The organism is Mesorhizobium sp. M1334 (genome assembly GCF_040317995.1).
Lineage (GTDB): Bacteria > Pseudomonadota > Alphaproteobacteria > Rhizobiales > Rhizobiaceae > Mesorhizobium.
Window position 1 is genome coordinate 571,665 of record NZ_JAMYLM010000002.1, and the last position, 11,492, is coordinate 583,156.

10 protein-coding genes are annotated in these 11,492 nt (G+C 62.2%); 6 read left to right on the plus strand and 4 right to left on the minus strand.

Annotation, left to right across the window (positions count from 1 at the left end; translation table 11 throughout):
- The first annotated feature begins 19 nt into the window (after positions 1–19).
- The 3 genes from NKH17_RS06285 (at position 20) to NKH17_RS06295 (ending at position 3,074) form a co-directional block, all read left to right on the plus strand.
- Positions 20–1,060 carry an RluA family pseudouridine synthase gene (locus NKH17_RS06285; protein ID WP_352801775.1) on the plus strand — a complete coding sequence of 347 codons (1,041 nt, stop codon included), beginning with the start codon at positions 20–22 and terminating at the stop codon, positions 1,058–1,060.
- A gap of 187 nt (positions 1,061–1,247) precedes the next feature.
- Positions 1,248–2,159 carry an RNA polymerase sigma factor RpoH gene (gene rpoH, locus NKH17_RS06290; RefSeq protein WP_352898232.1) on the plus strand — a complete coding sequence of 304 codons (912 nt, stop codon included), beginning with the start codon at positions 1,248–1,250 and terminating at the stop codon, positions 2,157–2,159.
- A gap of 381 nt (positions 2,160–2,540) precedes the next feature.
- Positions 2,541–3,074 carry a hypothetical protein gene (locus NKH17_RS06295; protein ID WP_352898229.1) on the plus strand — a complete coding sequence of 178 codons (534 nt, stop codon included), beginning with the start codon at positions 2,541–2,543 and terminating at the stop codon, positions 3,072–3,074.
- A 200-nt stretch (positions 3,075–3,274) separates the two neighbouring features.
- Here NKH17_RS06295 and NKH17_RS06300 read toward each other — a convergent pair whose 3' ends face one another.
- From NKH17_RS06300 to NKH17_RS06315, 4 genes are all read right to left on the minus strand, one after another.
- Positions 3,275–4,147 carry an MBL fold metallo-hydrolase gene (locus tag NKH17_RS06300; protein ID WP_352898226.1) on the minus strand — a complete coding sequence of 291 codons (873 nt, stop codon included), beginning with the start codon at positions 4,145–4,147 and terminating at the stop codon, positions 3,275–3,277.
- Between the two features lie 152 nt (positions 4,148–4,299).
- Positions 4,300–4,959, minus strand: a complete 660-nt coding sequence (locus NKH17_RS06305; protein ID WP_254816555.1) for a peroxiredoxin — start codon at positions 4,957–4,959, stop codon at positions 4,300–4,302.
- Between the two features lie 287 nt (positions 4,960–5,246).
- Positions 5,247–5,612, minus strand: coding sequence for a cell division protein ZapA (locus tag NKH17_RS06310; protein WP_254816554.1), 366 nt, complete (start codon positions 5,610–5,612; stop codon positions 5,247–5,249).
- Between the two features lie 4 nt (positions 5,613–5,616).
- Positions 5,617–5,889, minus strand: a complete 273-nt coding sequence (locus tag NKH17_RS06315; protein WP_006200774.1) for a DUF4164 domain-containing protein — start codon at positions 5,887–5,889, stop codon at positions 5,617–5,619.
- 260 nt (positions 5,890–6,149) lie between these two features.
- On the opposite strand from NKH17_RS06315, the gene tkt reads away from it, so the two are divergent.
- From tkt to NKH17_RS06330, 3 genes are all read left to right on the plus strand, one after another.
- Complete coding sequence (gene tkt / locus NKH17_RS06320; RefSeq protein ID WP_352896429.1) at positions 6,150–8,141, plus strand: transketolase; 1,992 nt, start codon at positions 6,150–6,152, stop codon at positions 8,139–8,141.
- A gap of 158 nt (positions 8,142–8,299) precedes the next feature.
- A complete protein-coding gene (gene gap / locus NKH17_RS06325) occupies positions 8,300–9,310 on the plus strand; it encodes a type I glyceraldehyde-3-phosphate dehydrogenase (protein WP_023678507.1) in 1,011 nt (336 codons plus the stop codon).
- Positions 9,311–9,528: 218 nt separating this feature from the next.
- Positions 9,529–11,412, plus strand: coding sequence for a potassium/proton antiporter (locus NKH17_RS06330; protein WP_352805066.1), 1,884 nt, complete (start codon positions 9,529–9,531; stop codon positions 11,410–11,412).
- Positions 11,413–11,492: the final 80 nt, after the last annotated feature.

The window sequence follows — 11,492 nt, forward strand, 5'->3', positions numbered from 1 at the left end:
GATTCCGGAACTGTTTTCGATGAGCGCTCATAACGAAGAGGTCAGACAATTAATAGGGGCCGGATCGATCGTGCTGGAGGCGGGCGCCGATGCCGCCGGCCAGCGGCTCGACCAATGGTTGGCGGCCAGGCTCGGCCCCGACATGTCGCGCAGCCGGGTGCAGATGCTGATAAAGCAAGGCGCGGTCAGGATCGGCGGCAGGCAGGTCGAAGAGACGAAGCGCAAGATGGCACAAGGTGACAGCGTGTCGGTCGACATGCCGGAGCCTGAACCGGCGGCGCCGCAAGGCGAAGATATTGCGCTGGACGTCCTCTACGAGGACAACGCGCTGATCGTCATCAACAAGCCGGCCGGGCTGGTCGTACATCCCGGCGCCGGCAACTGGACCGGTACGCTGGTCAACGCGCTGATCCATCATTGCGGCGACAGCCTGTCCGGCATCGGCGGCGTGAGACGGCCGGGCATCGTCCACCGCCTCGACAAGGAGACCAGCGGCGTCATGGTCGTCGCCAAGACCGACCGCGCCCACAAGGCGTTGTCGGAGGCCTTTGCCGACCACGGCCTGACCGGCGATCTCGAGCGGGCCTATCTGGCGTTGGTCTGGGGCATACCGGCAAGGCCGACCGGGACGGTCGACGCGCCGCTCGGCCGCGCCGCCGACCGGGTACGCCGTGCCGTGGTGCCGCAAGGCCGCGACGATGCGCGCCATGCCATAACGCATTTCACCGTCGTCGAGCGCTTTGGCGAGCAGCAGCAGGAATTCGCCACGGCGAGCCTGGTCGAATGCCGGCTGGAAACCGGTCGCACCCACCAGATACGCGTCCACATGGCCCATATCGGCCATCCAGTGATCGGCGATCCCGAATACGGCCAGGCTTTCCGAACCAAGGCCAACCGGTTGCCCGAGCCGCTAAGGAGCAAGGTAAAGGCGTTTCCGCGACAAGCTTTGCACGCCCGCCTCCTTGCATTTCGCCATCCCGATACCCATCTAACGATGAGGTTCGAAGCAGCGATACCGTGGGACATGGAGGAACTCGTCGACGGCTTCCGCAAGCTCTGAACCAACCACCTGAAAACCTGACCGGCGTTGTTCACTTCAGCGTGACACACTGTTTCGTGCTGAACAAATGCCTGTCTTTCTGGTTTTGTTCCTATATATGTCGGTTGGCGCGAATGTGCCTTTGGCATTCGCGCCACATGCCCGCCGCGTTTCGGGGGCATCACTCCAATAGAGAGGGGGCGCTATCATGGCCCAGTCATTACCCAGTATCGTTTCCGGCGAAGGCGGTCTCAGCCGCTACCTGGAAGAAATCCGCCGCTTTCCGATGCTTCAGCCGCAGGAAGAGTACATGCTCGCCAAGCGCTACGCCGAGCATGAGGACACCACGGCTGCGCACAAGCTCGTCACCAGCCACCTTCGGCTCGTCGCCAAGATCGCCATGGGCTATCGCGGCTACGGCCTGCCGATCGGCGAGGTGATCTCGGAAGGCAATGTCGGTCTGATGCAGGCCGTCAAGAAATTCGAACCGGAGCGCGGCTTCCGTCTCGCCACCTACGCGATGTGGTGGATCAAGGCCTCGATCCAGGAATACATCCTGCGCTCGTGGAGCCTGGTCAAGATGGGCACCACCGCCAACCAGAAGCGCCTGTTCTTCAACCTGCGCAAGGTGAAGGGCAAGATCCAGGCGCTCGATGAAGGCGATTTGAAGCCCGACCAGATCACCGAGATTGCCACCCGGCTGAACGTCTCGGAAGCGGAAGTCGTGTCGATGAACCGCCGTCTGTCGGGCGACGCCTCGCTCAATGCGCCCATCCGGGCCAGTGAAGGCGAGTCCGGCGAATGGCAGGACTGGCTGGTCGACGACCACGAAAGCCAGGAAGAGATGCTGATCGAGCAGGACGAGCTGGAAAACCGGCGCGGCATGCTGTCCGGCGCTCTTGCCGTGCTCAACGACCGTGAACGTCGCATCTTCGAGGCGCGCCGCCTCGCCGATGAGCCGTTGACGCTGGAAGAGCTGTCGGCCGAGTTCGATATCAGCCGCGAGCGGGTGCGGCAGATCGAGGTGCGCGCCTTCGAGAAGGTGCAGGACGCGGTCAAGGCCGCGGCCAAGCGCCAGACGCAGGCGTTGCGCACGATTGAGGTGCAGCCGGCTGCGTAGGCCTCCAAGAGAACCAAAAAACGGCGGCGTCAGGTAACTGGCGCCGCCGTTTTTCTAAAGCGCGTCGCGTTCGACCGGCCTTGTGCGATGCGCTTAGATCCTTGTTTATGAATGTCGTTATCGCAACACCGCTGCACGCGGATGTCCGATCCGCCGCCGTAACTGCCGTAGCCTCGCTATGGCGTCCGCAGACGATCGCATTGATAACGGCATTACAGCAATTTTCCCCAAGCCCTGAAGACCGTAACGCTGCAAGCTGTGGCGTCGATATTCCGGCGCCGACCGGCGCATTCCACAACCCGGCGCTCGCTGCAAGTGGCGCGATAACGGGCCGCCGATAACGGGCCGCTGGGGCTGCCTCAGGCAGTTGGAGCTCGTCTGTTGGAAACGAAAGGCAGTATGACGATGACGATTTCCCCGTTTCTGACCGCTCTTGGATCCGAAGGTCCCCCAGCCGATCGGGCGAAAGACATGGCCCTCTATGGATGGCTAATTGGAAGCTGGGAAATGGACTCGGTCCGCTATCTCGACGACGGCACAATCCAGAAATGGGATGGCGAATGCCATTTTGGCTGGGTGCTCGAAGGCCGCGCGATTCAGGACGTTTGGATCAGGCCCAAGCGCCCTGCGCCGTCCACGATGTACGGCACGACCCTGCGCATCTTCGACCCTGGGATCGATGGCTGGCACATCATATGGAACGACCCGCTCAACCGGGATCACTCGCGCCAGATCGGCCGAGCCGAGGGTAAGGACATTGTCCAGCTCGGCGATGACTCGCGCGGTCTGAAAACTCGTTGGCGTTTCACAGAGATCACTGCCAACAACTTCCATTGGATCGGCGAGGAAAGATCTTCCGAGGGCGACCCTTGGCAAATCACGTATGAACATTTAGCCTGCCGAACAAAACCCTGACGCTGAGTAAACACCTAGCTGGCGTTCTGCGCCGCTCCTCATCCGGCTGCCGCCACCGCCTTCCCGCATGGACCTATCGGATTCAAACATCGCAAAAATCGAATCAGGATCAATAACGATCAATAACTTGGATGACCGTCGCAGAACGATGAGGGCGGCGCCAAGTTTGGATGGCACTGTAGTGCCAGCGACCCATCTCCTCACAGGCAATCGAGCGGAAACTTCAGATAGCGCCGCCCGTTGGATTCCAGTTCCGGCAGGCGTCCGCCGTTCATGTTCACCTGCAGCGCGTGCAGGATAAGCCGCGGCATCGGCAACGTCCTGTCGCGGGCTTGGCGGAGCGCGACGAAGTCGGCTTCCGTCTTGCCGCCGGCAACATGGATGTTGCCGGCTTTCTGCTCCGCGACCGTGCTTTCCCACCGCGCTTCGCGACCGCCCGGCTGGTAGTCGTGACCGACGAACAGACGTGTCTCGTCCGGCAGCGCCAGGATGTCCTCGATCGAACGCCAGAGCCGCTCGGCACTGCCGCCCGGAAAGTCTGTCCTGGCGGTGCCGCTATCCGGCATGAACAACGTGTCGTGGATGAAGGCGGCGTCGCCAATGACGTAAGTGATCGAGGCCAGTGTGTGGCCCGGCGAGAACAGCACTCTCGCCGGAAGGCCGCCGACCGAAAAAGTTGCGCCGTCGGCGAATAGCCTATCCCATTGCGAACCGTCGGCGGAGAATTCCGGCCAGTTGTAGATCACCTTCCACAATTTCTGGACGTCGATGACCTTTTCGCCGATTGCCGTCGGCGCTCCGGTTCTCCCCCTCAAATAATGGGCGGCGGAGAAATGATCGGCATGCGGATGCGTGTCGAGGATCCACTCGACCTCCAGCCCGCTTTCCCTGACGAAGTCGAGCAGGGCGTCGGCGTTCTTCGTTGCCGTTGCACCGGACCTTTCGTCGAAGTCGAGCACCGGATCGATGATGGCGCATTTGCGGGTCGCCATGTCGGCGACCACATATTGGACGGACCCGCTCGGCTCGTCATAGAAGCCGGTGACCTGCGACCTGGCCGATAATGCGTCCAATCCCAGCCTCCTTCGCCCCTCACCACGGCAGGAAGGATTTTCTCTGCCACGGCAAATGAAAGGCATGGTTGTCCGTCAACCAGGCGCCGTCAAGCACCCCATGCTCATAGGATCAGGAAAACCGAAAATTTCTCCGTGCCGCCCCTGCCTGCTCAGGCGGAAGGCTGCTTGGTCTTCCTGAGATATGGCAGGATCGTCTCGTAGGCACCGAAGCGCTTGATGGCATCCTCATTGGAGACGGCAGCGGTGATGATGACGTCCTCGCCCTGCTTCCAGTTCGCCGGCGTCGCCACCTGGTGCTTGGCGGTCAGCTGCATGGAATCGATGGCGCGCAGGATTTCGTCGAAGTTGCGGCCCGTCGTCATCGGATAGGTGAGAACCAGCTTGATCTTCTTGTCGGGCCCGATGACGTAGACCGAACGCACCGTGGCATTGTCCGCCGGCGTGCGGCCTTCCGAGCTCTCGCCGGCACCCGCCGGCAGCATCTCGTAAAGCTTGGCGACCTTGAGATCCTTGTCGCCGATCAGCGGGTAGTTCAGCGAATGGCCGGTCGCGATCTTGATATCGTTCTGCCACTTTTCGTGGCTTTCGACGGGATCGACCGAGATGCCGATGATCTTGACGTTGCGCTTCCTGAACTCGCCTTCGAGCCCGGCCATCGTGCCGAGTTCGGTCGTGCAAACCGGCGTAAAGTTCTTCGGATGGCTGAACAATACCGCCCAGCCGTCGCCGATCCATTCATGGAAGCTGATCGGTCCTTGCGTGGTCTCCGCGGTGAAGTCCGGTGCGATGTCGTTGATGCGAAGGCTCATGGCGTGTCCCTACCTGTTTGGCTTGCCGCTGGCATTGAACGCCCCACCGGCGTTGCTTGCATTTCTAACACTGCGGCGTCATCCTTCAAGTGGCTGTTGACGCTAGGATAGTGGCCGGCCTCAAAAAAATTTTTGTCACTTAGGCGGGAAATACAGCAGTGATTTCCGCGCTGGCGAAAAAGCACCGGAGGTTGGTTAAACGTGCAGGCATTTCCGCCGATTGTTCGGCTCATATGTTGCCCATTCCGCCGTTAAGTGGCGTCGGGTCGATGAGGCGACGCGACGCGCTACGCCTTGTTCACTGCCAGCGTCGTCGCCAGGTCTTCCATGCGCTGGGCCAGCGCGCCGAGCGCTCCGGTCAGCACGGAATCGTTCTTATCGGCCTTGGTCAGTGCATCGTCGCGCGTCTTGCGCAGCGTCAGCACTTCGCTTTCCATGCCCTTGACGCGCTTTTGCAGTTCCGAAAGCTCGTCCATGACCATGATGCCGGCCATCACGGTCAGCCGCTGGTCGCCGATCTCGCCAAAAGAATCCTTCAGATGCGAGACATAGCGGTCGAAGCGCTCGGCAAGATCGATCAGATGCTCTTCCTGGCCCTCGTCGCAGGCCATCCGATATTGCTTGCCGTCGATGGAAACCGTGACTTGTGCCATTAACCTACCTGTCCAGTACCGCGCGGATGGTCTCCATGGCTGTCACCAGCCTTCGCGACACTTCTTTGTTGGCATCTTCCAGCCGTTCGGCGCGAGCTTCGGAATTGTCGAGCTCCTGCGCCAGCCGCGAGCGGTCGGCGTTCATCCGCTGCACTTCGGCCTCGGCTTCCGAATAGTCCCGCTCGTGCTCGAGCTTGGCCGCGACGGCGTTTTCCAGCCCTTCGATGGCCTTACCCAGCCTGGCAATGACTTCCTTGAGGGTCGTTTCCCCGGTCATGGCTTTCGTCCTGCGCCCTGCCCATCACCGAATCATCCACGTTCAGAACGCGTTATCCCTGAAACATTACCCGTCGTGTGAACCGCACGTCAATAAAGCTGTCGCGACTGTCCCCTGCTAACGCTAATGTAAGTCGCGCATGGCCATCACAAGACCGGCAAAAGCACACCGATTTGTTGACTAAAAGGCCGCGCCTGCTATGTGTCGCGCACCCTTTTCAAGGGCTTTCCCAAGGCCCAAACCCCCATTTTGGAGGAAGTATGACCTCGCGCGAACAACATGACCGGATGGCCAATGCGATCCGTTTTCTCGCCATGGACGCCGTCGAGAAGGCAAATTCCGGCCACCCCGGACTGCCCATGGGCTGCGCCGACATCGCCACGGTGCTGTTCACCCGCTTTCTCAAATACGATCCGAAAAACCCGCATTGGCCGGACCGCGACCGCTTTATCCTGTCGGCCGGCCACGGCTCGATGCTGCTTTACTCGCTGCTCTATCTGACCGGCTACGAAGACATCACCATCGACCAGATCAAGCAGTTCCGCCAATTGGGGTCGAGGACGGCGGGCCACCCGGAATACGGCCATGCCGCCGGCATCGAGACGACGACCGGCCCACTCGGCCAGGGCCTTGCCAATTCGGTCGGCTTCGCGCTCGGCGAGCGCATCATGAATGCCGCTTTCGGCAAAGATCTCGTCGACCACTACACCTATGTGCTGGCCGGCGACGGCTGCCTGATGGAAGGCGTATCCCAGGAAGCCATCGCGCTTGCCGGGCATCTGAAGCTGAACAAGCTGATCGTCTTCTGGGACAACAACAACATCTCGATCGATGGCCCGGTGTCGCTCGCCGATAACACCGATCAGGTCGCCCGCTTCCAGGCGTCCGGCTGGAATGCCAGCCATATCGACGGCCAGGACCCGGAAGCGATCGCCTATGCCATCGAAGCGGCCCGCCACTCCGACAAGCCGACGATGATCGCCTGCAAGACGACGATCGGCTTCGGCGCGCCGACCAAGGCCGGCACCAACAAGGCGCATGGCTCGCCGCTCGGCGCCGAGGAAATCGCCGGCGCCAGAAAATTCTTCGGCTGGGATTATCCGCCCTTCGAGGTTCCGGCCGATATCCTCGACGCATGGCGTACCGCCGGGCGGACCGGCGTCAAGGCGCGCACCGACTGGGAAAGCCGGCTTGCCAAGGCCGACGCCAAATTGCGCGCAGAGTTCGAACGCCGCATCAGTGGCACGCTGCCGGCCAACTTCGACGCCGTCATTGGCGATTACAAGAAGAAGCTCGCCGCCGACAAGCCGAAGGTCGCCACCCGTAAGTCATCGGAAATGGCGCTGGAGGTCATCAACGGCGCCGTGCCCGAAACCATCGGCGGCTCGGCTGATTTGACCGGCTCCAACAACACCAAGACCAGCCAGACCAAGAACATCACCGCCGACGATTATGGCCAGCGCTATGTCCACTACGGCATTCGTGAGCACGGCATGGCGGCAGCGCTCAACGGGCTGACGCTGCATGGCGGCATTATCGCCTATGGCGGCACTTTCATGTGCTTTTCCGATTATGCCCGTCCGGCGATGCGGCTTGCTTCGCTGATGGGCATCCGCTCGATCTTCGTCATGACCCATGATTCGATCGGCCTTGGCGAAGACGGCCCGACCCATCAGCCGGTCGAGCATCTGGCAGCACTTCGCGCCATCCCGAACCACAATGTCTTCCGCCCGGCCGACGCGGTCGAAACCGCGGAATGCTGGCAGTTGGCCATTGAGTCGGAAAAGACGCCTTCGACATTGGCGCTGACCCGGCAAAACCTGCCGACGGTACGCAACGACTTCGTTGCGGAAAACCTCAGCAGCCGCGGCGCCTATGAACTTGCCGCCGCCAGCGGTGAAGCCGCGGTGACGATCTTCGCTTCGGGCTCCGAGGTCGAGATCGCGCTGGCCGCCCGCGAGGCGTTGGAAAAGCACGGCCACGCGACCCGCGTCGTCTCGGTGCCGTGCTTCGAATTGTTCGATAAGCAGAGCGCCGACTATCGCAGCAGAACGATCGGCAATGCGCCGCTCAAGATTGCCATCGAAGCCGGCATCCGCCAGGGCTGGGATCACTTCATCGGCACCGACGGCATCTTCATCGGCATGACCGGCTTCGGCGCCTCCGGCACTATCGAACAGCTCTACCCGCATTTCGGCATCACCGCCGAAGCAACGGTGAAGGCGGCGGAAGCCCGTCTGCACGGCAAATGAAGGTGAGCCCCGACCGGCAAAGGCTGGCATAGCGGTTTTGCCGGGCGGTGGAGCATTAATCGATTTAAATCCAAGCCTCGGCGGCTGGATTCTTTGCCCGTCCGCCGTTATGAAGCTGCGGACTTGATCTTCGGCCTCCAACTCCCAGGGAGAGAACAATGACCGTCAGAGTTGCCATCAACGGATTCGGCCGCATCGGCCGAAACATTCTGCGCGCCATCCATGAATCCGGCCGCAAGGATATCGATGTCGTCGCGGTCAACGATCTCGGCCCGGTCGAGACCAACGCGCATCTGCTGCGCTTCGACAGCGTGCATGGCCGCTTTCCGCATGAGGTGACGGTTGACGGCGACCAGATCATCGTCGGCAAGGAAAAATTCAAGGTCACCGCGATCAAGGATCCGACGCAACTGCCCTGGAAGGAGCTCGGCATCGACATCGCGCTCGAATGCACCGGCATCTTCACCGCCCGCGACAAGGCCGTCGCCCATCTGACCGCCGGTGCCAAGCGCGTTCTCGTCTCCGCTCCGGCAGAGGGCGCCGACCTCACCGTCGTCTATGGCATCAACCACGACAAGCTGACCAAGGATCACATCGTCATCTCGAACGCCTCCTGCACCACCAACTGCCTGGCGCCGCTGGCGGCCGTGCTGAATGAGGCGGTCGGCATCGAAAAGGGCATGATGACGACGATCCATTCCTACACCGGCGATCAGCCGACGCTGGACACCATGCACAAGGACCTCTACCGCGCCCGTGCTGCCGCGCTGTCGCAGATTCCGACATCGACCGGTGCCGCCAAGGCCATCGGCTTGGTACTGCCCGAGCTCAAGGGCAAGCTCGACGGCATCTCCATCCGCGTGCCGACGCCGAACGTTTCGCTCGTCGATTTCAAGTTTATCGCCAAGCGGCCGACCACCGTCCAGGAGATCAATGACGCGGTGATCGCCGCTTCAAACGGCAAGCTGAAGGGCATCCTCGCCGTTACCCGTCACCCCAATGTTTCGATCGACTTCAACCACGATCCGCATTCTTCGATCGTGGCGCTCGACCAGACCAAGGTCATGGACGGCAACTTCGTTTCGGTGCTGTCGTGGTACGACAATGAGTGGGGCTTCTCGAACCGCATGGGCGATACCGCCGTCGCCTTCGGCAAGACCATCGCCTGATCGCAGAACCATCTTCTCGACCTGGAAGACGCCCGGCTCAGTCCGGGCGTTTTTCGTTGCAGCACGAACCGCCAACGCACGCTCTGCTGCTCGGGGATGCCAAAACTTTCGACGATCGGCAGCGTGGGGCAAAAAGCCACGCTGCTGCCTTGCAGCGGCCATGTCTTCGCCCCACTCTCCCGTGATGCCGGAGCATATCGACTAGGGGCGACCAACGAATGGAGCATGGTATCTATCTGGTGACGCTTGTTGGAGCAGCACTTGTCGTTGCCGCCGCGTTTTCGAGCTTGATCGCCTTCCGTTTCGGCGCCCCTCTCCTGCTGCTGTTTCTCTGCATCGGCCTCGCTACCGGAACCGACGGTCTCGGCATCCACTTCGACAACGCCCGAGTTGCTTATTTTGCCGGCTCGTTGGCGCTGGCGGTCATCCTTTTCGATTCCGGCTTCGGTACGCCGCTCAACGCCTTGCGGCAGGCGGCCGGGCCGGCGCTGTCGCTGGCGACATTCGGCGTCCTTTTGACCACCGGACTGTTCGGCGCCGCCGCCTATTATCTGCTCGACCTGACCTGGTTGGAATCCTTCCTGCTCGGTGCCGCCGTCGCCTCGACCGACGCCGCGGCGGTGTTCTTCCTGCTGCGCGCCGGCGAGATCAATTTGCGCGAGCGCGTGCGGTCCACGCTCGAGGTGGAATCCGGCACCAATGACCCGATCGCCATCTTCCTCACCATCACGCTGGTCGAGGTCATCGCCGCCAACGCCCACCCCGAGGCAAAGGTGCTGGTTACCGATCTTGCCGTCGGTTTCCTGGTCAACATGGGCCTCGGTGCGGTCATCGGCATTCTCGGCGGCATGGCCATTGTGCGTCTTGTCGATCGCCTCAATCTCGATCACGGCCTGTTGCCGATCTTCGTGCTGACGCTGTCGCTGATGGTGTTTGCTGCCGCCGGCGCCGTCGGCGGCTCCGGCTTCCTGGCGGTCTATCTCGCAGGCCTGATTGCCGGCAATTCCGATATCCGGGCCGTCACCATCCTCAAGCGCTTCCAGGACGGCATGTCGTGGCTGGCGCAGATCATCATGTTCCTGATCCTCGGCCTGTTCGCGACGCCTTCGCAGTTTCCGGCGATCTTGGTGCCGGCAGTGCTGCTCGGCCTGTTCCTGATATTTGTGGCACGGCCAATCGCGGTCTGGCTGTGCCTGGTGCCGTTCCGCCTGCCACGCCCGGAAGTCGCCTTTGTCTCATGGGTTGGCCTGCGTGGCGCCGTGTCGATACTGCTTGCCATCACGCCGCTGCTCGGCGGCCTGGAGAACGGCCGCCTCATCTTCAACACCGCCTTCATCATCGTGCTGGTCTCGCTGATCATCCAGGGATGGACCGTCGGGCCGCTGGCGCGCCGCCTCGGCCTTATCGTGCCGGCCCGCCTGGGACCGCTCGACAAGGTCGAATTGGAACTGCCGGGCTCCGCCCATCATGAGCTTCTCGCCTACCGCGTGGCACCCGGCAGCCCGGTGGCGCGCGGCGAACGCATTCCGCGCTGGGCGCGGCCATCGCTTGTGTTGCGCGACGGACGCTCAATGCGCTTCCAGGATATGGGCCGGCTGGCGGCCGGCGACCACGTCTACATCTTTGTGCCGGACCGCTATCCGCGCCTGCTCGACAAGCTGTTCGCCAGCCGTGCCGTGGTCGATCCCGAGGATGCCGACTTCTTCGGCGCCTTCGCTGTCGATCCGTCACGCTCCGCCGAGGAACTGGAGACCGCCTATGCACCGGGCCTGACCGAAGCGGAACGCAAGCTCAGCATCGGCGACCTGGTCACTACGCGGCTCGGCGGCCACGCCGAATACGCCGACCGCGTGCTGCTCGGTCCGATCGAGTTGATCGTGCGCGACGTCGACGACAAGGGCAGGATCACCGGCCTTGGCCTGTCCTTCGAGCCGACCGCGCCGGTGGCGCGCGTTCCGGTGTTCCTCAGCGCCGGCGAAATCCGCGACCGCCTCGCCGCCTTCATCCGCAACCGGCGCAAGCCGGCCGAAGCGCAGCCGGCGGCAGCCGAGCTGGAACCGGTTCCGCAGCCCGTGGCGGAAAAGGCAACTGGCGAAGGCTGACCGCTGTCGACGCTAGCCGCGGAACCCTGCCGCCGAGGGCTGAAGAATGGCCCGGCAACTGGCGTGGCGAGCCATATGGT

What these genes read in the sequence shown, in the direction of transcription:
- NKH17_RS06285 (WP_352801775.1), top strand. Translation starts at nt 20, where the DNA reads ATGAGCGCTCATAACGAAGAGGTCAGACAATTAATAGGGGCCGGATCG.
- rpoH (WP_352898232.1), top strand. Translation starts at nt 1,248, where the DNA reads ATGGCCCAGTCATTACCCAGTATCGTTTCCGGCGAAGGCGGTCTCAGC.
- NKH17_RS06305 (WP_254816555.1), bottom strand. Translation starts at nt 4,959, where the DNA reads ATGAGCCTTCGCATCAACGACATCGCACCGGACTTCACCGCGGAGACC.
- NKH17_RS06310 (WP_254816554.1), bottom strand. Translation starts at nt 5,612, where the DNA reads ATGGCACAAGTCACGGTTTCCATCGACGGCAAGCAATATCGGATGGCC.
- NKH17_RS06315 (WP_006200774.1), bottom strand. Translation starts at nt 5,889, where the DNA reads ATGACCGGGGAAACGACCCTCAAGGAAGTCATTGCCAGGCTGGGTAAG.
- tkt (WP_352896429.1), top strand. Translation starts at nt 6,150, where the DNA reads ATGACCTCGCGCGAACAACATGACCGGATGGCCAATGCGATCCGTTTT.
- gap (WP_023678507.1), top strand. Translation starts at nt 8,300, where the DNA reads ATGACCGTCAGAGTTGCCATCAACGGATTCGGCCGCATCGGCCGAAAC.
- NKH17_RS06330 (WP_352805066.1), top strand. Translation starts at nt 9,529, where the DNA reads ATGGAGCATGGTATCTATCTGGTGACGCTTGTTGGAGCAGCACTTGTC.